Below are 23,066 nucleotides of genomic sequence, written 5' to 3'. Positions count from 1 at the left end.
ACCTGCACGCAGTGGGTTGCGCCGATTTGGTGATATACCCGAGATGGCGGTAGAATGAACCGTTTTCAATCCCTGAGTAAGTAAAAAACTACGATGAATCTAAGTACCAAACAAAAACAGCACCTCAAGGGCCTCGCCCATCCGCTCAAGCCGGTCGTTATGCTGGGTGGCAATGGCCTGACTGAAGGCGTGCTGGCCGAAATCGAGCAGGCTCTGTCGCATCACGAACTGATCAAGGTGAAAATCGCCTCGGAAGATCGTGAAACGAAACAGCTGATCGTTGACGCTATCGTGCGTGAGACCGGTGCCAGCAACGTACAGGTGATCGGCAAAACGCTGGTGCTGTATCGCCCCTCTAAGGAGAGCAAAATTTCTCTGCCACGCTAAGTGGGCAAAGAAAGTGCCATGCTCCCACCTCAGATAAAAGGCCGCATTGCGGCCTTTTTCCTTTCTTTACATTGTGCTTTAACGCTTTTCAAAGCGTAGCAACACTTTAAAGGTATTCCACCTTCAGGATCTCATACTCAACGTCGCCGCCTGGGGTTTTAATGATGGCGACATCATCCGCCTCTTTACCCACCAGGCCACGCGCCATTGGCGAATTGACAGAAATCAGATTTTGCTTAAAGTCCGCTTCGTCATCGCCGACGATGCGATAAGTCGCCTCTTCGTCGGTTTCGATATTCAGTACGGTTACCGTTGCGCCAAAGATCACGCGTCCGGTTTTAGGCATCTGCGTTACGTCGATAACCTGCGCATTAGAGAGTTTGGCTTCAATCTCCTGAATGCGGCCTTCGCAGAACCCCTGCTCTTCACGCGCAGCGTGATATTCCGCGTTCTCTTTTAAATCGCCATGTTCGCGTGCTTCAGCGATAGAGGCGATAATGCGCGGGCGCTTCACGGTTTTCAGCTCGTTCAGCTCTTCGCGCAATCTTTCAGCGCCTCTCAACGTCATCGGAATCTGATTCATTTAAGCTCCTCGCCATCTTTCCTGTTTAACGGTGTCATCCTGACTGGTGACTGCAGAAAAAAGCGTTCTGCGGCGCATTAGCCCGTTTTTTGCAAATAAAAGAATCCTGACCCGGAGATGCTTCCAGGCCAGAAAAGAGTTTTGCAATTTGATACGTATTTTACCCCAGAGTTCCCTGCGGGTCATCGTTTACTTTGCACCGCCCAGCGACGTAGTATTGACGCCCTCACCTGCCAGTTACCGCGAGATTATGCGATTTTCACGACTTGTTACCGGATTAAGCTGCGCATTTATGCTGCAGGCACACGCAGCGCCAGTTGATGAATACATGCAGTACCTGCCAGACGGCGCCAATCTGGCGCTGATGGTGCAGAAAGTGGGCGCATCAACCCCGATCATCGATTACCACGGCAAACAGATGGCCCTGCCCGCCAGTACCATGAAAGTGGTGACGGCGCTCGCGGCGTTGCTGGAACTGGGCGGCGATTACCGTTTTCAGACCACCTTTGAGACCCGTGGCTCTATCGTGGATGGCACGCTGAACGGCGATTTAGTCGCCCGTTTCGCCGGCGATCCCACCTTAAGCCGCCAGGATCTGCGCAATATGGTGGCGGCGATAAAGAAGCAGGGCATTAACCATATCAAAGGCAACCTGGTGATTGATACCTCCGTGTTTGCCAGTCACGACATGGCTCCGGGCTGGCCGTGGAACGATATGACCCAGTGCTTCAGCGCCCCGCCAGGGGCCGCCATTGTGGATAAGAACTGCTTCTCGGTGTCGCTCTACAGCGCCAGTTCGCCGGGAGAAAACGCGTTTGTCCGCATCGCCTCCTACTATCCGGCACACATGTACAGTCAGGTTCGCACCCTGGGCCGCAACAGCGGCGAAGGGCAATATTGCGAACTGGATGTGGTTCCGGGTGAACTGAACCGTTATACCCTGACCGGCTGTATGCGTCAGCGTGCAGAGCCGCTGCCGCTGGCCTTTGCCGTGCAGGATGGCGCGGCCTGGGCGGGCGAGATCCTCAAGGCGGAACTGCGCGCGTCAGAGATAGACTACAGTGGCCATCTTGTTCGTCAGACACAGGTCACCGAGCCGGGCACCGTGCTCGCCTCCACCCAGTCTGCGCCGCTGCATACCCTGCTGCACACCATGCTGAAGAAGTCAGACAACATGATTGCTGATACGGTGTTCCGCACCATCGGCCACCACTACTTCAATGTGCCTGGCACGTTCCGCGCCGGTCAGGATGCCGTGCGCCGCATCCTGAAAGCCAAAGCCAACATCGATATGGGCAACAGCATTCAGGTGGATGGTTCCGGTCTGTCACGCCATGACCTGATCTCGCCGCAGACCATGATGCAGGTTTTGCAATTCATTGCGAAGAATGACAATACGCTGGATTACATTTCGATGCTGCCGCTGGCGGGTTATGACGGCACGCTGCAGTATCGCGGCGGGCTGCATGAAGCGGGACTGGATGGCAAAGTCTCGGCGAAAACCGGTTCCCTGCAGGGGGTCTATAACCTGGCGGGCTTTATCACCACCTCCAGCGGTGCGCGGGTTGCCTTTGTCCAGTTCCTCTCCGGCTATGCGGTTCCGCCGGAAGATCAGCGTACCCGCCGTATTCCGCTGGTGCGTTTTGAGAGCCGGCTCTACCGCGATATCAATCAGAACAACTGATCCGCGCGTAACAAAAAACGCAGCGGGTCATCGACCTGCTGCGTTTTAATCGTCTTCTCCGGACGGCGTTGCGACAGCCTCTCCCCCGTTCAGTCACGGCGGTCAGCCTTCTCCCGACCCGGTTATCACTGCATCAATCAGAAGCGGGTGTTCACACTCATGTACCAGGTGCGGCCCGACTCATTGAAGGTATTGGCCCCTGCCCCATAGAGGTAAGCGCCGGTTCGCGTATTACCCGTGGTCTGTGCATTGCCCTCACGAAAATGACGCTTGTCGAACAGGTTATCGACGCCTGCGGTGACGCTGACAGAGGCGTTAATGTCATAGGTGCCACTCATGCCGAGCACCGAATAGGGGCTGACCTGATCGGTTGCACTGCCGGTGACGGCGTTACCTTTATAGTCATACTTCTTCGGGACCTGCTTGCCATACCAGGTCAGGGTGGTCTGCAGGGAGAGATCCGCCATCGCCTGCCAGCTCAGCGTAGAGTTGAGCGTATATTCCGGAATCACTGACAGACGGTCCCCGGTCTCTTTGTTCTTACTCTGCAGCATGTAAGTGAAGTTGTTGTTCCACGTCACGCTGTCGGAGAAGGGAACGTTGATCGTGCCTTCCACGCCTTCGACCAGGGCTTTCGGCACGTTTTCCCATTTGTAGATGTCCGTTTTACCGTTAGAGGCGGTGCCGGTTGGCACCCTGCCCGCGTCGATCTTGTTGCGGTAGTCGTTACGGAACCAGGTCAGTCCGGCCTGATAGCCGTCACGCTTCCACTCCAGCCCAATCTCCTTGTTGATGCTGTTTTCTGCTTTCAGATCATCATTCCCCATCAGGTAGCAGGCTCCGGTACTGGCGGCGCAGCCCTGGCCGTTGCTGTAGAGCAGATAGTTGGGGTTGGTCTGATAGAGGCTCGGCGCTTTATAAGCACGGGCGATACCCATTTTCAGGGTCAGCTCATCACCCAGCCCCTGAGACAGGTTGAGCGACGGACTCCAGTTATCGCCCACGATCGAGTGATGATCAAAACGCACTCCCGGCGTCAGCATGGTGCTGTCAGTCAGCTCAATGTTGTCTTCGGCAAACAGCGAGAAAATCTCCGCCTGAGAATAGGGAGAGCGGCCGGTGGTGGCGATCCCCGGAATGGAACCGTAACTGGCAGCCTGCGTGGTTGACGACGGATCTTTCATCCGCTGCTGATTCCACTCGGTGCCAAAGGTCGCCGTCTGATTCACCAGCCACTCAAACGGCACGCTGATCTCACTGTGCAGCAGCAGATCATCCAGCTGGATGGTGTTGAAATGGCTGTCGGAGAAGATGCCCTCCGTCCCGCCCGCCAGCCCCTCGTTCAGCCGGGAGTTACGGGTATTCTCATACTGCGCATACGTATTGGTACTGACGCCATTGTCCCAGGCACCGGTCCACCTGACAGAGACATTCTGCCGATAGAGCCGGTTAGTCTCATCACCATATTTACTTTTCACCAGATCACTGGTGTTGGTGTTCTGCGTATCCCCGGCGTAGAGGTTGCCCTGACGGCTGAAACCGGCTCCCACTTCCAGCGCCTGCATCGGCGCAAAAGCCCAGCGCAGCAAACCATGAATGTCTTTGTTGACCGCGCCTTCCCGGCCCGCCGGATACGATCCGGCATAGCTTCCGGTACGGGCGGCGGCGTGCCCTTCATTGATGTCATACGCATCTGCCTGCGTTTTTGCCAGCCCGCCATAGAGGCGGAAGCTGACATCATCCCCCAGTGGCCCCTCAAGGCTGAAGTTAGTGCGTCGGGAGGCCCCCTCATCCTTATGCTCCGGCACGTTGTAGTAGGCGCTCCACGAGCCGTGCCACTGATGATCCATCTCTTTTCGGGTAATGATGTTGACCACGCCGCCCGCCGCCCCGTTACCGTAACGGGCCGCTGCCGGGCCGCGGATCACCTCGATGTGATCGATGATCTCTGGCGGCACCCAGTTGCTGTCGCCGCGCGTGTCACGCTCGCCACGCCAGCCCAGCCGGACGGCATTACGGCTGGTCACCGGCAGACCATCAATCAGGATCAGGGTATTTTCCGGGCCCATGCCGCGGATATCGATCTGACGATTGTTGCCGCGCTGACCGCTGGTGGAGTTACCGGTCAGATTGACGCCCGGCATGGTGCGGATGATTTCGGCGACATCGCGCGCCGGCGGGTGCTTTTTGATTTCGTCGGCGGTAATGGTCGAGACACCCGGCGCCTGCAGCGTCTGCTCGGCGGCGGTCACCATCATGGTGCTGTCGTTAAGGCTGTCTGACGCGGTGTTGTTAAGCGCCGGATCGCTGCTGGCCGCCACGGCACCGGCAGAGATGAGAGAGGCGGTGAAACCCAGTTCAATCATAATGGCCAGTGAAAGCCGCGATAACTTTTTCATTTTTCTGTTCCTGGACGACCAGCAGGAATGCCACTGCCAGCGCGCCGGTAAAAAGGTAATGTCCCTGATCCCCTTCCTGCCCGGCTGATTTCAGCACCGCGAGACACCCCGCTGAAAGCCGGTGCGGCAGAGAAAATGCACACACGCTCTGACGAGCGGAAACACCCTATTGCAAATGCAAATAATTATCAATACTATTATTTATATCATTTATGGCACAGATTTCGTCTGTTCGAACGATGGCGCGTATGACCTGGTTAAACGAAGAAACCGGCAGTGAACGCTGGTGGCAACAGCAGCAGCAGCGGGGGATTCCGCTGATTGAACCGGGTGACGCGGGCACCTGTCAGGTCACCTTTTTCTGGCGCGATCCGCAGGGCGACACACAGAGATCGGATACCCGCCGCGTCTGGATCAACATTACCGGCGTGACCGATCATCATCATGCCGTCGCCCCTGTTTCACTCTCTCCATTGCCCCACACCGATGTCTGGTGGTGGCAAACCACCCTGCCCGCTGACTGGCGTGGCAGCTACTTTCTGATCCCGGATACGCAGGCTGAGCCGTTTACCGGCCAGAGCAATGCGCAGGCGTTACGGCAGTGGTGGAAGCAGAAATTTCCGCAGGCGCAAAACGACCCGCTCAATCCGCTGCGTGGCTGGGCGGGCGGGCGCGGTATGTCACACTCGCCGCTGCACCTGCCTCATGCGCCTGACCAGCAGGTCTGGCGGGCGGTCGATGAAGGCCGCGCCGCCGCAGTACCCCTGCAACACTTTCTGTGGCGCAGCAAACGGCTGGGCAACCAGCGTCAGATCTGGATCTGTGTAACCGGCGAGGCCGATGCTGGCGCGCGTCCGCTGGCACTGCTGCTGGATGGACAGTTCTGGGCGCACAGCATGCCGGTTGCCGGTCCGCTTCAGCAGCTCACCGCGGCAGGCGAACTGCCCCCGGCGGTCTATGTCATGATCGACATCATCGATCGTGAACACCGCACGCGCGAGCTGACCTGCAACCCTGACTTCTGGCTGGCCGTTCAGCATGAGCTGCTGCCACAGGTTGCGCACCAGACGCCCTGCCGTATCGACAGCGACCGCACGCTGGTGATCGGCCAGAGTTTTGGCGGCCTCGCTGCCGCTTACGCCACGCTGACCTGGCCCGACACCTTTGCCGGTGCCGTCAGCCTTTCCGGCTCTTTCTGGTGGCCCGGGCGCGACGATCCCAGCGGCTGGCTGCCGCAGCAGTTACAGCAGGGCCTGCTGCAGGCACCGCCACGGCGCTTTTATCTGGAAGCGGGTCGGCGCGAGCGGCTGATTCTGGCCGCAAATCAGCAGTTTCAGCGCGATCTGACCGATGCCGGACATCAGGTCAGCTATCACCCGGTGGAAGGCGGTCACGATGCACTCTGCTGGCGCGGCGGGCTGCTGACCGGCCTGAAAACCCTGTGGCCATCATCCTCATTCGCTTAACGTCCGCCGCCTGCCCGCCACTGCAGGGTGCCACGGGCAGAATCGGGACGTCAGCGCGCCCCGCGATGGTGGTCAGGAGACTGATATGCAACAACCTCACCCTTTTGACGACCCGCAGCAGGCGTGTCTGGTACTGAAGAACGATCGGCAGCAATACAGCTTATGGCCCACCTTTTGTGCGATCCCGGCCGGGTGGCAGCCGGTATGGGGCCCCGCGCCACAGGCACACTGCCTGACGTGGCTGAATGAACACTGGCACAATATCCGCCCCGTCACCGCAGAAGCCAGCCGGAGCGATCATGTCTGAACTCTCCCTGACACCACAGAAAACGCTGCCGCTGGTGGCTGCCCAGCCCGGTATCTGGATCGCTGACCAGCTCTCGCCCTATAGCAATGCCTACGCCGTGGCACATTTTGTGGAACTGCGGGGCGCACTGGACAGCGCGCTGCTCTCCCGCGCTATCGTGGCGGGCATGCAGGAGGCGGACACCCTGAACATGGCCTTTGGCGAGCGGGACGGCGAGCCGCTGCAGTGGCCTGTCGCGCAGCATTTCCGCTTACCCGAGGTGATCGATCTGCGCGCCGCCGTCGATCCGCACGCCGCCGCGCGGGCGCGGATGCAGGAGGATTTGTCGGGCGATCTGCGGGTGCTGAGCGGTGCGCCGCTCTGCCATCACAGCCTGCTGCGACTGGGTGAGGAGCAGTGGTACTGGTATCAGCGCTACCATCATCTGGTGGTGGATGGTTTCAGCTTTACCGCCCTGACCCGCCGTATCGCCGATCTCTATAGCGCCTGGCAGCGCGGCGACACGCCGCCGCCGACGCCGTTTGTGCCGTTCAGCGAGGTGGTTGAGGAGTATCAGCGCTATCAGCAATCGGCAGCCTGGCAGCGCGACCGCCACTTCTGGCTGGAGAAAGGCGCAGCGTTACCTGCCCCCGCCTCTCTCTCCCCGCTGCCGCTGGCCGGTCAGCACGCCAGCACGGATCTGCGGCGTCACAGCATCACGGTGGATCGAAGCGCCTTTCAGAAGCTGCTTGAGCACACCGGGCAGCAGAACCTCAGCGCGGCAGATACGGCCGTGGCGCTGGTGGCGCTGTGGCTGGCGCGTCTGACCGGTCAGAACGATTTTGCCGCCGGTTTCATCTTTATGCGCCGCATCGGCTCGGCGGCGCTCTGCGCCACCGGTCCGGTGATCAACGTGCTGCCTCTGGCAGTGCATTACGATCCGGCCCAGCCGCTGGCAGCTCTGGCGGCCCGGCTGGCGGGTGAAGTCAGAAAAATGCGTCGTCATCAGCGCTATGACGCAGAGCAGGTGCAGCGCGATCTGGGTCGTCACGGCGACAGCGATCCGCTTTACGGGCCGGTGATTAACCTGAAGATGTTCGACTACCAGCTCGATTTCGCCGGTACAGCGGGCATCACCCATCAGCTGGCGTCCGGCCCGGTTCGCGATCTGGAGATGGCTATCTATCTGAACGATCAGGGCGACCTGACGCTGACGCTGCTGGCTAACGCGCAGCGCTACAGTGACGCCCTGGTGCAGCAGCATGCCCGCCGTTTTGATCGGCTGCTCTTCCAGCTCGCCAGCCAGCCCGCGCGCGCCTGTGGCGAGCTGGATATGCTGATGCCGGACGAGCACCGGCAGCTGGCGGCGATCAATCAGACCGCCGTGACGCTTCCCCCGGCCACGCTGAGCAGCCTGCTGCTGCAGCAGGCTGAACGAACGCCGCAGGCGCCGGCGCTGGCCGATGCGTCGCATCAGCTCAGCTATCAGCAGATGCAGCAGCAGGTCGCCGCGCTGGGACAGCAGCTGATCGCCCGGGGTGTGGCGCGGGGAGATATTGTCGCCGTGGCGCTGCCGCGCTCCGTGTTTTTATCGCTGGCGCTGCAGGCGATCGTCAGCGTGGGGGCCACCTGGCTGCCGCTCGACACCGGGTATCCCGACGACCGATTAAAGATGATGCTGGCAGACGCCACGCCGAAAGCGCTGATCACCCGCCGTGAACTGGCTGACCGGCTGGCGGCGCTCTCGCCGGTCACACCGCTGTTTTACGACACGCTGTTAACCCCCGCTGAGGCGATGCCGTCGCAGGTGCCCTCCCCGCAGGACGGCGCGTACCTCATCTACACCTCCGGCTCAACCGGGCGGCCAAAGGGCGTGCTGGTCAGTCACGCCGCGATCGTCAACCGCCTGTTATGGATGCAGGATCGCTATCCGCTGGGTCAGGAGGATGTGGTGTTACAGAAGACGCCGGGCAGCTTTGATGTCTCCGTCTGGGAGTTCTTCTGGCCCCTGATCGCCGGTGCGCAGCTGGTGATGGCGCCGCCCGATGCGCACCGCGACCCGGAGGCGCTGAGGCAGCTGTTTGCCCGCTACCGCGTGACCACCACCCACTTTGTTCCATCGATGCTGGCCGCCTTTGTCGCTGCGCTGCAGGAGGCGGCGGCGGCAGCCTGCTGCGCCACCCTGCGTCGGGTCTTCTGCAGCGGTGAAGCACTGCCCGCCGCGCTGTCGCGTCAGTGGCAGACGCTGACCGGGGTGCCGCTGCATAACCTCTATGGCCCGACCGAAGCGGCGGTGGATGTCAGCTACTATCCGGCCTCCGGCGCAGAGCTGGCCGCCGTTCAAGGCGCCAGCGTACCGATTGGCTTCCCGGTCTGGAACACCGGCCTGCGGATCCTGGATGCCCGTCTGCAGCCGATGCCGCCGGGCATTGCCGGCGATCTCTGGCTGACCGGCGTCCAGCTGGCGCACGGCTATCTGGATCGTCCCGACCTCACGGCCAGCCGCTTTGTGGCCGATCCCTGGGGTGACGGCACCCGGATGTACCGCACCGGCGACGTGGCACGCTGGCTGCCGGATGGCGCAGTGGAGTATCTGGGCCGCAGTGACGATCAGCTTAAAATTCGCGGACAGCGCATTGAGCTGAATGAGATCGATCTGGCGATGGCCGCCCTGCCGGGCATTGAGCAGGCGGTGACGCACGCGGCCGTGCTGGGTGGCAGTGGCGATCTGCAGGGTGATGCCCGACAGCTGGTCGGTTATGTCGTCGCCAATGAGACGATTGACGCGGACGCCCTGCGCCAGAGGCTGGCCACCCGGCTGCCCGCGCACATGGTGCCGGTGGCGATTGTTCAGCTGGCAAGCCTGCCGCTCAGCAGCAACGGCAAGCTCGATCGTAAAGCCCTGCCGCTGCCACAGACCCAGGCCAGAATCGCCGGGCGCGCGCCCTGCCCCGGACTGGAAAGCACGCTGGCTCAGGCGTTTGCTTCGCTGCTGGAGCGCGAGTCGGTCAGCGCACAGGATGACTTTTTCTTGCTGGGAGGGCATTCGCTACTGGCGATGCGGCTGGCGGCGCAGCTGCGCCGGACGCTGGATCAGCCGGTGTCGGTGGGGCAGATTATGGTGGCCCCTACGGTGGAACAACTGGCGGCTCTGCTCAGCGGCCCCTCTGCCGGGGCGGCCCGCGCCGGGTTTGAGACGGTATTGCCGCTGCGGCGCAGCACGGGCCCGACGCTGTTCTGTTTCCATCCCGCCTCCGGTTTTGCCTGGCAGTTCAGCGCATTAACGCGTTATCTGGACCCGCGCTGGTCGCTGCTGGGCATTCAGTCACCCGACCTCACCAGCCCGCTCAGCCAGGCGCAGCATCTCGATGCGGTGTGTGATGCCCATCTGGCGACGGTGCGACAGCAGCAGCCTCAGGGGCCTTACTATTTCCTGGGTTACTCGCTGGGCGGCACGCTGGCACAGGGGATTGCCGCGCGGCTGGAAGCGGAAGGCGAAACCGTTGCCTTCCTCGGGCTGCTCGACACCTGGCCGCCGGAAACGCAAAACTGGGATGCACGGCGCGGCGAGAACGTGCTGGATCCGGTGGTGCTGGAGGAGGTTAACCGCGAGCGCGAGCAGTTTATCGCGACGCAGCGTCAGCAGGCGGGTGAAGGTATGGAGGCGCTGTTCACCACCATTGAGCGCAATTACGCCCGTTCCGTGCGGCTGCTGGCCACGGCGCGCAGTGCCCGTTTCAGCGGACAGGCGACGCTGTTTCTGGCGCAACAGACGCAGCAGCCCGGTCAGGATGCACGTCGCGCCTGGGCACCTTACCTCGGCGGTCTGACGATCTGGCCGCTGGACTGTGCCCACGTAGAGATCGTCTCACCCCGCCTGTTTGAACAGATTGGTCCCCGCCTGCAGCAGATGCTGGCGTCGCTGTATCCGTAGCCGCCTTCTCCTGCGGAGAGGGTGCCGGTCAGCCTCTTCCGCACGGCACAATCATCGGGGTGCCGGCTACCGGATCGCGGATGATGACGCAGCGCAGGCCGTAGATCGCTTCAATCAGCGCTGGCGTCACAATCTCCGCCGGTTTCCCTTCGGCGATGATTTTTCCGTCACGCATCGCAATCAGGTGGCTGGCGTAACGGCACGCCTGATTAAGATCGTGCAGCACCACCACCAGCGTGCGGCCATGCTGCTGATTGAGATCCTGCATCAGCTCCAGCAGCTCAATCTGATGTGTAATATCCAGCCAGGTGGTGGGTTCATCGAGCAGCAGTAACGGAGTTTCCTGCGCCAGCACCATCGCGATCCAGACCCGCTGCCGCTGACCGCCAGAGAGCGTATCCACCGGCTGGGCGGCCAGATCGGCCACCCCGGTGGCCTGCATCGCCTGCTGCACCGCCGCCTCATCTTCCTGTCGCCAGCGTCCGAACAGCGTCTGGTGCGGATAACGTCCGCGTGCCACCAGTTCACTGACGCTGATGCCCGCGGGCGCACTGGAACTTTGCGGCAGCAGCCCCAGCCGCCGCGCCACCTCTTTGGTGGCATACCGGGCGATCGTCTGACCATCCAGCAGCACCTCGCCCTGCAGCGGCGTCACCAGCCGACTCAGGGTGCGCAGCAGTGTCGATTTCCCGCAGGCGTTAGGCCCGATAATGACGGTCAGTTCACCGTCGGGGATCGCGACCGAGAGATGCTCCGCCACGATCTTTTTGTCGTAACCCAGCGTCAGCGCCTTACCCTGCAAACGTGTTTTCTCTTTCACTGGCGTCGCGTCTCCCGTATCAGCAGAGCAATCAGATAGAGTCCGCCCAGGCTGACGGTAATGACACCGACCGGCAGCTGATAAGGCAGGAAAAGGTGCTGTGCGGCGTAGTCTGCGGCGATTAACAGCAGCGCACCGCACAGCGCAGCCAGCGGCAGTGCGCCTTTGACGCCTCCGCAGAGACGCCGTGCAATCTGCGGCGCCAGCAGCGCAATAAAAGAGAGAGGCCCGGCCAGCGCGGTTGAGGCCGCAGTCAGGATCACGCCTGTCAGCATCAGCATGACGCGGCTGCGTTCCACCGGAACCCCTAAGGCGCAGGCGGTGTCATCGCCCATCTCCAGCAGACGCATGCGCCGGGCCAGCATTCCCGTTGCCAGCAGCGCCAGCAGCAGCACAACCGTCACGGGAAGCGTCTTCGCCCAGGTGATGCCGTTAAGTGAACCGGCGCTCCAGAGCCCGGCGCTCAGTGCCGCCTCCAGGGAGGCGCTGATAATCAGCCAGCTGTTGAGCGCCATCAGCAGCGCCCGCACGCTGATGCCGACGATAATCAGACGAAAGGTCTCCACGCCGTTGCGCCAGCTGAACAGCCAGACCACCGCCGCTGTAAGCAGCCCGCCCGCCAGTGCGGCCAGCGTCAGGCCCGCCATGTTTTGCTGAAACAGCACCAGCGCGACCAGCACCCCGCTGTATGCCCCGGTGTTGAAACCGAGAATATCGGGGCTGCCCAGCGGGTTACGCAGCAGTGACTGAAAAATCGCGCCACTGACGCCCAGCGCGGCCCCCAGCAGCAGCGCCATCGTGACGCGCGGCAGCCGCCACTCCAGCACAATCAGCTGAACATTGCGCGCCGCCTCCCCGCTGAAGAGCGTCCACAACTGCTGCAGAGAGAGGGAGGGGGTGCCGTGTGTCAGCCCCATAAACGCCAGGATGCCGCAGGCCACCAGCAGTAAAAGCGCATTGATTATGATGCGTTTCATTACAGCCCTCTTCCCGGCCGGCGGCGAACCAGCACAATCAGCATCGGCGCACCGAGAATGGCGGTCACAATCGACACGCGCAGCTCGCCCGGCACCAGCAGCCGTCCCAGGATGTCGGCGGCCAGCAGCAGGCAGGGGGTCATCACAAGGGTTCCCGGCAGCAGCCAGCGATGGTCGTTGCCCAGCAGCCAGCGTGCCAGGTGTGGCGTCATTAAGCCGACAAAGGCGATGGGGCCGACGGCGGCCGTCGCCGCGCCGCTCAGCAGCGCAATCGCCAGCAGGCCCGTCAGCTGCGTTCGCACCACGCGGGTGCCCAGTGCGGTCGCCATATCACCGCCCATGCTCAGGCTGTTCAGTGAACGTGCCAGCAACAGTGCCAGCACGCTGCCGACAGCGACGGCCGGCAAGGTGGCGCGCAGAATGGCGAAACTGCGGATATCCAGCGAGCCGCTGTGCCAGAAACGCAGGTGATCGTAGATATCAGGGTTGAGCAGCGACAGCCCGGACGTTAATCCCTCCAGCACCGCACCCAGCGCTACCCCCGCCAAAGTCAGGCGCACCGGACTGACCCGACCGCCGCCCACGGCGCCGGTCAGCGCCACCAGCAGAGAGGCCAGCAGTGCACCGGCAAAGGCGAAGCCCAGCCAGTCAGCCGGGGAGTCTGCGCCGGTCAGGGCGATCCCCAGTACGACCGCAAAACCCGCACCGGCGTTAACCCCCAGAATGCCGGGATCGGCCAGAGGATTTCGCGTCAGGCTCTGCATCAGCGCACCCGCCAGTCCCAGGCTGCATCCGGCCAGCACCCCCGCCAGGGTGCGCGGCAGCCGGGCGTCACGCACGATGACACAATCGACGCGGGTGCAGTCGGTGAACAGGGCCTGAGTGACCTCATGGAGGGGAATGGATTTGGCGCCCAGCATCAGACTGAGCGCGAAAAGTAGCAACAGCAGCATCCCTGAACCTGCTATTGCGCGACATTGACGCATAACGTTTAAGCCTTCACCAGAAAAGTCACAGAGAAACCCATGCGATTAAGCGACCGATAAGCCTCATCATTTCTGCAGGTTATCCCGTCTCTCAGACGCCACGACCGTTAACAAACAGCGTCTCCAGCCGCGTCAGCAGATTGCTGGCGCTGTAGTAGTCGAGGCGGAAGCTATCCAGCCCCAGTGCATAGACCGCCCTGCTTTTTACTGCCGGGGTCTGCGCCAGGAAAGGGTTGCTCATCACCTGTGCAGTGGTGTTGTCGTCGGCGGCAAACAGCAGGTAAGTCTGACCATTCAGGCCTGCCGCCAGATTTTCACCTGACAGCTGAAGAATATCTTTGCGCGTTCCCATACTGTGACCAGCGTGAAGGCTGGCGGGCGGCGTCGCCAGCGTGAAGCCCAGCTGCTGCAGTAACCTGGCCTGCGCTGACGCTGCCGTCCACAGGTTCACGGCCCGCCCGTCCCCGTTCCAGACCATCGCGGAAACCGGCTGCGGCGGCAGCGTCAGCTTCGCCTTCAGCGCCTTTTCGCGTGCCTCAAAAGCGTTTATCCGTGCGGCCGCATCCGCCTCATGCCCCGTCGCCTTGCCCAGCAGCGTCACCAGCTGTTGCCAGCTTTTATCGTCATAATTGACCACCAGCACCGGCGCAATCGCCGCAAGCTGATCGACCAGCCTGATGGCTGAATCGTTACCGGTGGCGCTGACCACAATCAGATCCGGCGCTTCGGCAGCAATCGCTTCTGCACGGGGTTCGCCAATGTAGAGACGCTTCACGCCGCGCTGTTTCGCCACCGCGCCCCACTGCCGGAAATAGCCCTGCTCATCCGCCAGGCGACTGCCGGGGGCGGTGGCCCCGCTGGCGACCACCGGCGCATTAATGGCCAGCAGCGATCCGGTCAGGGTCACGCTGGTTGAGACGATTCGGGTCGGTGCCTGCGTCAGGGTAAGATCGCCACTGGCCCCGGTAATGGTGCGCGGCCAGCCCGTCCCGGCCACCGCGCTGATACTGAGCAGGCTGCTCAGAAAAAACAGCACGATCGCCCTGCTAACCCTCTGTTTATTCATACGTTATTTTCCACACTCGTTCAGATAAGGTCGGCGGCTGTTTATGCTGATCTGACCCGGAGCAGCAGCCGAAGCGCCGCATATGGATTGACAGATCCGGCCAATCCACGTAGCTTAACGCTCAATAATACAAATGATAATCATTATTAGTTATCTTATCATTTCCGGGTGAAAAGTATGGCCGAATCACGCGCATTTGAACATCCCCTGTTGCACGATTTTGCGGCACTCTGCCAGGGTTTCCTGTTTACCTCGCCCTGGCAAAGCCTCACCACACAGGGCTGCTTTACAACGCTGACCACGCCAGTCAGACAGGGTGAACAGCTGACAGGGGATTTTCAGCAGCAGCTTCAGCACCACTTTACCTCGGCCAGAAAGCAGGGCATTGCGCACCCCATCGTGGCAGGTGCCATCCCCTTTGACGTGGCGCAGCCCGCCGCGCTGTTTATCCCGGAGTCCTGGCAGCGCTTTAACCGTGACGATCTGATCGCCCGGGCCTCACTGGCAGACGCCGATCTGCCCATGATTCGTCGCCGTACGGCGTTGCCGGATCAGGCGCGCTTTACCGACATGGTGGCGCAGGCCGTTGCCGCCACGCGCCGGGGCGACCTGGAGAAAGTGGTGCTGTCGCGGCTGATGGAGATCGTGGCTGAACAGCCGGTTGATACGGCTGCTCTGATGCAGCGCATCGTGGTGCAGAATCCCGGCAGCTATCACTTTCATCTGCCCCTGCCCGGCGGCGGCGCGCTGGTGGGAGCCAGCCCGGAACTACTGATTCGAAAACAGGGTCGCCTGTTCAGCTCCTGTCCCCTGGCCGGCTCGGCCGCACGCAGCCACGATCCGCAACGCGATCGGGCCTCCGGCGACAGCCTGATGCAGTCGGCGAAGGATCGACATGAACATCAGCTGGTGACGGATGCGATGCGCGCCACCCTGCAGCCGCGCAGCCGATTGCTGTCGGTGCCTGAAACACCCTCTCTGCTGACCACGGCCACCCTCTGGCATCTCGCCACGCAGATCCGAGGCGAAGTGCTGGACGAGCGCGAAAATGCACTCTCCCTCGCCTGCCTGCTGCATCCGACGCCGGCGCTCAGCGGCTTTCCGCATCAGCGTGCGCAGGCCCTGATCCAGCGCCTTGAGCCGTTTGAGCGTCAGCTGTTTGGCGGCATCGTCGGCTGGTGTGACGACCGGGGCAATGGCGAATGGGTCGTCACCATTCGCTGCGGCACGGTGAAGGGGTCGCGGGTACGGCTGTTTGCCGGTGCGGGCATCGTGACGGACTCACAACCTGAAGCAGAGTGGCGTGAAACCGGCGTCAAACTCGACACCCTGCTTCGCGCTTTTGGATTGCAATAAAGGAACCTGCATGACGATCTCCTACAGCCGCTGGCCGGACGACCTGACCGCCCGTTACCGTGAAAAAGGCTACTGGCTCGACCTGCCGATGACCGACATACTGGATCGCCACCGCGACAACGATAGCGTGGCAGTGATTGAGGATGACAGGCGGTTGACCTACCGCCAGCTGGCGGCACTGAGTGACAACCTGGCGGCGGCGTTACAGCGGCGTGGCCTGAAACGGGGTGATACGGCGCTGGTGCAGCTGGGCAACGTGGCCGAATTTTATCTGACACTGTTTGCTCTGTTTAAACTCGGTGTTGCGCCGGTGAATGCCCTGTTCAGCCATCAGCGCACCGAACTGACCGCCTACGCCAGCCAGATTTCGCCCCGCCTGGTGATTGCTGACCGCACGCATCCGCTGTTTGCCGATGACGCTTTTATTGCGCAGCTCTGCCGCGATCACCCTTCACTGCAACAGGTGATCCTGCGCCATGCCTCACCGCCGGAACAGAGCCTTGAAGCGCTGCTGGCCGAACCGGCCGGTGCGTTTATGGCCACGCCGACCGCGGGTGACGAGGTAGCCTTTTTCCAGCTCTCTGGCGGCAGTACCGGCACGCCAAAACTGATTCCGCGCACCCATAACGACTACTACTACAGCATCCGTGAAAGTGACGCGATCTGTGGCGTCACCGCCGACACCCGTTATCTCATCGCCCTGCCCGCCGCCCACAACTTCCCGCTGAGTTCGCCGGGCGCGCTGGGCGTCTTTTACGCGGGGGGACAGGTTATTTTAGCCGCCGATCCCAGCGCGACAGCCTGCTTTCCCCTGATTGAAAAACATCAGGTGACCGATACCGGCCTGGTTCCGCCTGCCGCCAGCCTCTGGCTGCTGGCGCTTCAGGAATCGGACAGCAAGGCGGCACTGGCTTCTCTGCAGCGCATGCAGGTGGGGGGCGCTAAGCTGGGCGAAACGCTGGCTGCACGCATACAGCATGAGATTGGCTGCACCCTGCAGCAGGTCTTTGGCATGGCCGAAGGACTGGTGAACTACACCCGGCTGGATGATGATCCGCAGACCATCCTCACCACACAGGGACGCCCGATCTCCCCGGATGATGAGGTCTGGGTTGCCGACGAGCAGGGTCATCCTCTGCCCGTGGGTGCCACCGGTCGTCTGATGACGCGCGGCCCCTACACCTTTCGCGGCTACTACAACAGTCCGGAACACAACGCCGCCAGTTTCGACGAACGGGGCTTTTACTGTTCCGGTGACCTGGTTGAGATCACCCCTGACGGCAACCTTATCGTGCAGGGTCGGGAGAAAGATCAGATCAATCGGGGTGGCGAGAAGATCGCCGCGGAAGAGATCGAAAACCTGCTGCTGCAACACGCCGATGTGATCCACGCGGCACTGGTCTCCATGAGCGATCCGCTGCTGGGTGAAAAAAGCTGCGCGTTTATCGTCACCCGTCAGCCGGTAAAACCGGCGGCGCTGCGGCGCCACCTGCGTGAGCTGGGCGTCGCAGAATTTAAGCTGCCCGACCGCATTACCTGCGTAGATGCCCTGCCACTGACCCCGGTCGGCAAGGTCGATAAAAAACGTCTGCGCCAGCATCTTGCCGATCAACACGCGTAAGCCCGATCTGTCCGGAGAATTTTTATGACTATTCCACAACTGACCTCCTATCCACTGCCCGCAGCCACCGAGTTGCCGAATAACCGGGTGAAATGGGCGCTGGAGCCGGGCCGGGCCGCCCTGCTCATCCACGATATGCAGCGCTATTTTCTCAGCTTCTGGGGAGAGAACAGCCCGCTGATTGAGCAGGTCGTCGGCAATATTGCCCGCCTGCGTCGCTACTGCAAAGCGCAGGGTATTCCGGTGTTTTACACCGCCCAGCCGACGGCGCAGAGCGATGCGGATCGCGCCCTGCTCAACGATATGTGGGGACCGGGCCTGAATAAGCATCCCGACCAGCAGAGGATCGTGGCGGCGCTGGCCCCCGACGAGGACGACCAGGTGCTGACCAAGTGGCGCTACAGCGCCTTTCATCGTTCCCCGCTGGAGGCGATCCTGAAGGAGATGGGCCGCGATCAGCTGATTATCACGGGCGTCTATGCCCATATCGGCTGCCTGACCACCGCCACGGATGCCTTTATGCGTGATATTCAGCCGTTTATGGTGGCCGATGCGCTGGCTGATTTCAGCCGCGAGGAGCATATGATGGCGCTGACTTACACCGCCGGCCGCAGCGGAAAAGTGGTGATGACGGCTGATATGATGCCAGTCCCTCTCAGCAAAGCGGATCTGCGCGCGCTCGTCCTTCCGCTGCTGGAGGATGATGAGGTGCCGGAGGACGATGAAAACCTGATCGATTATGGTCTGGATTCGGTGCGCGTCATGGCGCTGGCGGCACGCTGGCGTCAGGTTCACCGGGATATCGACTTTGTTACGCTGGCGAAAAATCCGAGCATCGATGGCTGGTGGGCACTGCTGTCGCGGGAGCTCACTCAATGAGCCACACCTTCGACTTCAGCGGTCGCGTTGTCTGGGTAACCGGAGCCGGTCAGGGCATTGGTTATCAGAGTGCGCTGGCCTTTCATCGGGCAGGCGCGCGGGTGGAAGCCTTTGACCTGCAGTTTGCGCGGCAGGATTATCCGTTTCGCTGTCATCGCCTGGATGTGGCCGATCCGGATCAGGTAGAAACGATCTGTCAGCACGTGCTGGCAACGCAACCGCGAATTGATGTGCTGGTCAACGCGGCGGGCATTTTGCGCGTCGGCGCCACTGATGCGCTCTCCTTCGCTGACTGGCAGGCGTGCCTGAACGTCAACGCGGGCGGCGCCTTTAACCTGTTTCAGCAGACCCTGCCGCGCTTTCGCCAGCAGCGCGCCGGGGCCATCGTCACCGTGGCGTCTAATGCGGCGCACGCGCCGCGAATTGGCATGTCGGCCTACGGCGCATCGAAAGCGGCACTGCGCAGCCTCTGTCTGACCGTGGGGCTGGAAATGGCCCCTTTTGGCGTTCGCTGTAACATCGTTTCACCCGGCTCCACCGACACCGCGATGCAGCGCAGCCTGTGGCAGACTCCCGGTGGCGAGCAGGAAATGATCGCCGGTTTTCCAGATCAGTTTAAGCTGGGGATCCCGCTGGGCAAGATCGCGCAGCCGCAGGAAATTGCGGCCACCGTGCTGTTTCTCGCATCAGACCTGGCCAGCCATGTGACCCTGCAGGATATCGTGGTCGACGGCGGCGCAACCCTGGGAGCCTGAAAATGGCTGCGATCTGGAAACGATCCTTCGATCTTCCCACCCTGAATGCACTGGGCGAGCAGTCGCTGGTCGCCCATCTCGGGATCGTCTTTACCGTGATAGGCGAGGATTACCTGGAAGCGACGATGCCGGTGGATGCGCGCACGCACCAGCCATTTGGCCTGCTGCATGGCGGGGCCTCCGTGGTACTGGCGGAGTCGATGGGCTCTATGGCCGGGTATATGGCGGTGGAAGAAGGCAGCAGCGTGGTGGGTGTCGAAGTCAATGCCAGCCATCTGCGTGCGGTGTCAGCCGGGACAGTGCGGGGGATCTGTCGCCCCCTGCATCTGGGCAGACGCAGCCAGAGCTGGCAGATCGAGATCCGTAACGGCCGGGATCAGTTGTGCTGCAGTGCGCGACTCAGCGTGGCGGTGATGAGCAGCTGAAAAAAAAGCCCCCCTTTCGGTCGGAAAGAGGGGCTTTGCCGGTCAGCCTGTGGCCGCGTCGTGGTTAGCGCTGATAGATAATTTCGACGCCTTCGTCGTCTTCATCATCCCAGTCGTCATCCCACTCTTCATCTTCCACTTCTGTCGCATTTTCAAGGGTTTCTTTGTGGTAATCGTCCCACATGAACTCCACTTTCTCCGGCTGCTTCTCTTCGAGCTCGGCTTCTTTCGGGTTGGCGTTGATGAAGCTCATCACATCCCAGCAGAGTTCGTTGACGCCGGTACGGCTGGCGGCAGAGATCAGGTAATACTTATCTTCCCAGCCCAGCGCCTCAGCGACCGCTTTGGCACGTGCCTGCGCTTCTTCTTCACCAATCAGGTCCACTTTGTTGAAGACCAGCCAGCGCGGTTTGTTGAACAGCTTCTCGCTGTACTTTTCCAGTTCGCCAAGAATGATGCGGGCGTTTTCAACCGGATCGCTTTCATCGATCGGATCGATGTCGATCAGGTGCAGCAACACGCGGCAGCGCTCCAGGTGCTTCAGGAAGCGGATCCCGAGACCGGCACCCTCAGCGGCGCCTTCAATCAGGCCCGGAATATCGGCCACGACAAAGCTCTGCTCGCTGTCCATACGTACCACGCCCAGGCTTGGCACCAGGGTGGTAAACGGATAGTCCGCCACTTTTGGCTTGGCGGCCGACACGGCGCGAATAAAGGTGGATTTACCGGCATTCGGTAAGCCCAGCATGCCGACGTCCGCCAGCAGCATCAGCTCAAGCTGCAGGTCGCGCTTCTCACCCGGGGTTCCCATGGTTTTCTGGCGCGGGCTGCGGTTCACTGACGATTTAAAACGGGTGTTGCCCAGGCCATGCCAGCCGCCTTTACCGACCATCAGTTTCTGGCCGTGACGCGTCATGTCGCCTAAGGTCTCGCCGGTTCCCTGGTCGATAACCCGGGTGCCGACCGGAACTTTGATTTCGATATCTTTACCGCGTTTACCGGTACAGTCGCGGCTCTGGCCATTCTGCCCGCGTTCAGCGCGGAACGATTTCTCGAAACGATAATCGATAAGGGTATTGAGGTTTTCATCGGCGATCAGATAAACGTCGCCGCCGTCACCGCCATCACCCCCGTCAGGGCCGCCCTTCGGGATATATTTTTCGCGGCGGAAGCTGACGCATCCGTTACCGCCATCACCCGCGACGACCAGAATTGTCGCTTCATCAACAAACTTCATTTTCAATCTCCGTCACACAATCGCCTGCAGCACTCTGCAGACGGGTCCGCCAGGGTCTTCTGCGCTGACCAGCGGCGGATAAATCAGGACTGGCTGTCGCCAGTGTGTACATAAAGTGTACAGCAAACTTCAGTGAGGCGTCGCTTTTACAGCGACAGAGCGCAGAATGTAAAAAGCCCCGCAGGAGCTGCGGGGCCTTTAATTCGTGCGTTCAGACGTTAAACGTCTGCGTCACGACAACCTTACTCAGCAACGATGCTGATGTATTTACGGTTGTTCGGACCTTTAACTTCGAATTTTACTTTGCCGTCTGCGGTAGCGAACAGGGTGTGGTCACGACCACAACCTACGTTGCTGCCTGCGTGGAATTTGGTGCCACGCTGACGAACGATGATGCTACCTGCCAGAACAGATTCACCACCAAAACGCTTAACACCCAGACGTTTTGCATTGGAGTCACGACCATTTCGAGTCGAACCACCAGCCTTTTTATGTGCCATTTGTCAGATCTCCTCTTACGCCGTGATACCAGTGATTTTCACATCAGTGAACCACTGGCGATGGCCAGCCTGCTTACGGTAGTGCTTACGACGACGAAACTTAACGATCTTAATTTTCTCGCCACGACCGTGAGCAACAACTTCTGCCTTGATCATACCGCCTGAAACCAGTGGCGCGCCGATTTTCACGTCTTCGCCATTAGCAATCATCAGAACCTGGTCAAACTCGATGGTTTCACCGGTTGCGATGTCCAGCTTTTCCAGGCGAACGGTCTGACCTTCGCTTACTCGGTGTTGTTTACCACCACTTTGGAAAACCGCGTACATATAAAACTCCGCTTCTGCGCTTGCCTTTTAGTTCATCAGGCGGCGCGCTAAATATTCACAATAGGGCGCGAATTCTACGCAAAACTCCAGAAGAAGACAAGAGCACTTTGCACACTCTTGCAGAAAAAAAACACAGGCTGAACGCAACCGTTTCTCAGGCTGAAAATTCAAGTACAATCAGTAACAGATTACCTGAACGCTGGCTGGGTAAAAGCACTTACCATGGCAGAGATAACGAGTCATAGCTGAAAAGACGAATGAACTTAGAACAGATCAACGAATTAACCGCACAGGATATGGCTGCCGTTAACCAGACCATCCTCGACCAGCTGAATTCAGATGTCTCGCTCATCAACCAGTTGGGCTACTACATCATCAGTGGTGGGGGTAAGCGTATCCGTCCCATGATTGCCGTGCTCTCCGCACGCGCCATGGGCTACAAGGGCGACCTGCACGTGACCAATGCGGCGCTGATCGAATTTATCCACACCGCCACGCTGCTGCATGACGATGTCGTGGATGAATCCGATATGCGTCGTGGCAAAGCGACCGCGAACGCGGCGTTTGGCAATGCGGCAAGCGTGCTGGTCGGGGATTTTATTTACACCCGCGCCTTCCAGATGATGACCAGCATGGGGTCGCTGCGTATCCTGGCGCTGATGTCAGAAGCGGTCAACGTGATCGCTGAGGGTGAAGTCCTGCAGCTGATGAACGTGAACGATCCTGACATCACCGAAGAGAGCTACATGCGCGTGATTTACAGCAAGACCGCGCGCCTGTTTGAAGCCGCGTCGCAGGCTTCTGCGATCCTGGCTGACGCCACGCCGGAAGAGGAGAAAGCGCTGCAGGATTATGGACGCTATCTGGGTACGGCTTTCCAGTTAATCGACGATTTGCTGGATTACAGTGCGGACGGAGAGACGCTGGGTAAAAACACCGGCGACGACCTGAGCGAAGGGAAACCGACGCTGCCGCTGCTGCATGCAATGCAGAACGGCTCACCTGAGCAGGCGAAGATGATCCGCGAAGCCATTGAGCAGGGTAATGGCCGCCATCTGCTGGAACCGGTACTGGAAGCGATGCACCAGTGCGGCTCGCTGGAGTGGACCCGCACCCGCGCCGAACAGGAAGCGGACAAGGCGATTGCCGCTCTGCGCATTCTGCCTGAATCACCCTGGCGCAGTGCGCTGGAGTCGCTGGCGCACATGTCAGTTCAGCGCGATTTCTGATTCCCTACGGAGCCTCCCCGGCTCCGTTTCTCCTCCCCGCTCTCACTTCTTTATGTTCGCTCATTGCTGTTGCATGCCTTTTGCGGGCTGTCACACAGACCCGACGCTGACGCCAAATATTACTGGAAATTAATGGAAACTATTTGCTA

Annotated in this window: 20 protein-coding genes; 11 read left to right on the top strand and 9 right to left on the bottom strand. The window is 60.7% G+C overall.

The window, feature by feature from the left end; all coding sequences use genetic code 11:
- The first annotated feature begins 93 nt into the window (after window positions 1-93).
- Window positions 94-387, top strand: coding sequence for a ribosome assembly RNA-binding protein YhbY (gene yhbY / locus AC1V0D_RS11730; protein ID WP_009092420.1), 294 nt, complete (start codon window positions 94-96; stop codon window positions 385-387).
- A 106-nt stretch (window positions 388-493) separates the two neighbouring features.
- On the opposite strand, the gene greA is transcribed toward yhbY, so the two are convergent.
- Entirely contained in the window at window positions 494-970 is a 477-nt protein-coding gene (greA, locus tag AC1V0D_RS11725) for a transcription elongation factor GreA (protein WP_009092422.1), read from the bottom strand.
- 250 nt (window positions 971-1,220) lie between these two features.
- On the opposite strand from greA, the gene dacB reads away from it, so the two are divergent.
- Window positions 1,221-2,654 (top strand): serine-type D-Ala-D-Ala carboxypeptidase, encoded by a 1,434-nt coding sequence (gene dacB / locus AC1V0D_RS11720; protein ID WP_009092423.1) that lies wholly within the window; start codon window positions 1,221-1,223, stop codon window positions 2,652-2,654.
- A 137-nt stretch (window positions 2,655-2,791) separates the two neighbouring features.
- Here the strand turns inward: dacB and AC1V0D_RS11715 are convergent, their stop codons facing one another.
- A complete protein-coding gene (locus AC1V0D_RS11715) occupies window positions 2,792-5,053 on the bottom strand; it encodes a TonB-dependent siderophore receptor (protein ID WP_482907452.1) in 2,262 nt (753 codons plus the stop codon).
- A gap of 239 nt (window positions 5,054-5,292) precedes the next feature.
- Here AC1V0D_RS11715 and fes point away from each other — a divergent pair, with 239 nt between their 5' ends.
- The 3 genes from fes to AC1V0D_RS11700 all read left to right on the top strand — a co-directional run bounded on the left by fes (window position 5,293) and on the right by AC1V0D_RS11700 (window position 10,739).
- Entirely contained in the window at window positions 5,293-6,519 is a 1,227-nt protein-coding gene (fes, locus tag AC1V0D_RS11710; protein ID WP_482907451.1) for an enterochelin esterase, read from the top strand.
- An 85-nt stretch (window positions 6,520-6,604) separates the two neighbouring features.
- Window positions 6,605-6,826 carry an MbtH family protein gene (locus AC1V0D_RS11705; protein WP_312829986.1) on the top strand — a complete coding sequence of 74 codons (222 nt, stop codon included), beginning with the start codon at window positions 6,605-6,607 and terminating at the stop codon, window positions 6,824-6,826.
- Entirely contained in the window at window positions 6,819-10,739 is a 3,921-nt protein-coding gene (locus AC1V0D_RS11700) for an amino acid adenylation domain-containing protein (RefSeq protein ID WP_482907450.1), read from the top strand. Before AC1V0D_RS11705 ends, AC1V0D_RS11700 begins: the two co-directional genes overlap by 8 nt.
- Before the next feature lie 28 nt (window positions 10,740-10,767).
- Here the strand turns inward: AC1V0D_RS11700 and AC1V0D_RS11695 are convergent, their stop codons facing one another.
- The 4 genes from AC1V0D_RS11695 to fepB form a co-directional block, all read right to left on the bottom strand.
- Window positions 10,768-11,559 (bottom strand): ATP-binding cassette domain-containing protein, encoded by a 792-nt coding sequence (locus AC1V0D_RS11695; RefSeq protein WP_482907449.1) that lies wholly within the window; start codon window positions 11,557-11,559, stop codon window positions 10,768-10,770.
- Window positions 11,556-12,536 carry an iron-enterobactin ABC transporter permease gene (gene fepG, locus AC1V0D_RS11690; RefSeq protein ID WP_482907448.1) on the bottom strand — a complete coding sequence of 327 codons (981 nt, stop codon included), beginning with the start codon at window positions 12,534-12,536 and terminating at the stop codon, window positions 11,556-11,558. Before fepG ends, AC1V0D_RS11695 begins: the two co-directional genes overlap by 4 nt.
- Window positions 12,536-13,522 carry a Fe(3+)-siderophore ABC transporter permease gene (gene fepD / locus AC1V0D_RS11685; RefSeq protein WP_154928596.1) on the bottom strand — a complete coding sequence of 329 codons (987 nt, stop codon included), beginning with the start codon at window positions 13,520-13,522 and terminating at the stop codon, window positions 12,536-12,538. Before fepD ends, fepG begins: the two co-directional genes overlap by 1 nt.
- A 91-nt stretch (window positions 13,523-13,613) precedes the next feature.
- Window positions 13,614-14,588: a Fe2+-enterobactin ABC transporter substrate-binding protein gene (fepB, locus tag AC1V0D_RS11680; protein WP_482907447.1), complete on the bottom strand. Its 975-nt coding sequence runs from the start codon at window positions 14,586-14,588 to the stop codon at window positions 13,614-13,616.
- Between the two features lie 177 nt (window positions 14,589-14,765).
- On the opposite strand from fepB, the gene AC1V0D_RS11675 reads away from it, so the two are divergent.
- Genes AC1V0D_RS11675 through AC1V0D_RS11655 form a run of 5 tightly spaced genes read left to right on the top strand, consistent with a single transcriptional unit; the run spans window position 14,766 to window position 19,624 of the window.
- Window positions 14,766-15,944, top strand: coding sequence for an isochorismate synthase (locus tag AC1V0D_RS11675; RefSeq protein ID WP_482907446.1), 1,179 nt, complete (start codon window positions 14,766-14,768; stop codon window positions 15,942-15,944).
- 10 nt (window positions 15,945-15,954) lie between these two features.
- A complete protein-coding gene (locus AC1V0D_RS11670) occupies window positions 15,955-17,565 on the top strand; it encodes a (2,3-dihydroxybenzoyl)adenylate synthase (RefSeq protein ID WP_482907445.1) in 1,611 nt (536 codons plus the stop codon).
- A 24-nt stretch (window positions 17,566-17,589) separates the two neighbouring features.
- Complete coding sequence (locus tag AC1V0D_RS11665) at window positions 17,590-18,444, top strand: isochorismatase family protein (RefSeq protein WP_046101079.1); 855 nt, start codon at window positions 17,590-17,592, stop codon at window positions 18,442-18,444.
- Window positions 18,441-19,199 carry a 2,3-dihydro-2,3-dihydroxybenzoate dehydrogenase gene (dhbA, locus tag AC1V0D_RS11660; RefSeq protein ID WP_167431932.1) on the top strand — a complete coding sequence of 253 codons (759 nt, stop codon included), beginning with the start codon at window positions 18,441-18,443 and terminating at the stop codon, window positions 19,197-19,199. The genes AC1V0D_RS11665 and dhbA overlap by 4 nt, the downstream gene beginning before the upstream one ends.
- Before the next feature lie 2 nt (window positions 19,200-19,201).
- Window positions 19,202-19,624 carry a hotdog fold thioesterase gene (locus AC1V0D_RS11655; protein ID WP_111208260.1) on the top strand — a complete coding sequence of 141 codons (423 nt, stop codon included), beginning with the start codon at window positions 19,202-19,204 and terminating at the stop codon, window positions 19,622-19,624.
- Window positions 19,625-19,688: 64 nt separating this feature from the next.
- On the opposite strand, the gene cgtA is transcribed toward AC1V0D_RS11655, so the two are convergent.
- The 3 genes from cgtA to rplU all read right to left on the bottom strand — a co-directional run bounded on the left by cgtA (window position 19,689) and on the right by rplU (window position 21,688).
- On the bottom strand, window positions 19,689-20,861 hold the full coding sequence (cgtA, locus tag AC1V0D_RS11650) for an Obg family GTPase CgtA (RefSeq protein ID WP_009092447.1): 1,173 nt from the start codon (window positions 20,859-20,861) through the stop codon (window positions 19,689-19,691).
- A 242-nt stretch (window positions 20,862-21,103) separates the two neighbouring features.
- Complete coding sequence (gene rpmA, locus AC1V0D_RS11645; RefSeq protein ID WP_009092448.1) at window positions 21,104-21,361, bottom strand: 50S ribosomal protein L27; 258 nt, start codon at window positions 21,359-21,361, stop codon at window positions 21,104-21,106.
- A 15-nt stretch (window positions 21,362-21,376) separates the two neighbouring features.
- Window positions 21,377-21,688 (bottom strand): 50S ribosomal protein L21, encoded by a 312-nt coding sequence (rplU, locus tag AC1V0D_RS11640; RefSeq protein WP_008925416.1) that lies wholly within the window; start codon window positions 21,686-21,688, stop codon window positions 21,377-21,379.
- 257 nt (window positions 21,689-21,945) lie between these two features.
- Here rplU and ispB point away from each other — a divergent pair, with 257 nt between their 5' ends.
- Entirely contained in the window at window positions 21,946-22,917 is a 972-nt protein-coding gene (gene ispB, locus AC1V0D_RS11635; protein WP_009092450.1) for an octaprenyl diphosphate synthase, read from the top strand.
- Window positions 22,918-23,066: the final 149 nt, after the last annotated feature.

Source organism: Pantoea sp. PA1, assembly GCF_056856975.1.
The sequence above is the reverse complement of the archived record's forward strand: the minus strand, read 5'-3'. Positions and strand labels throughout refer to the sequence as shown.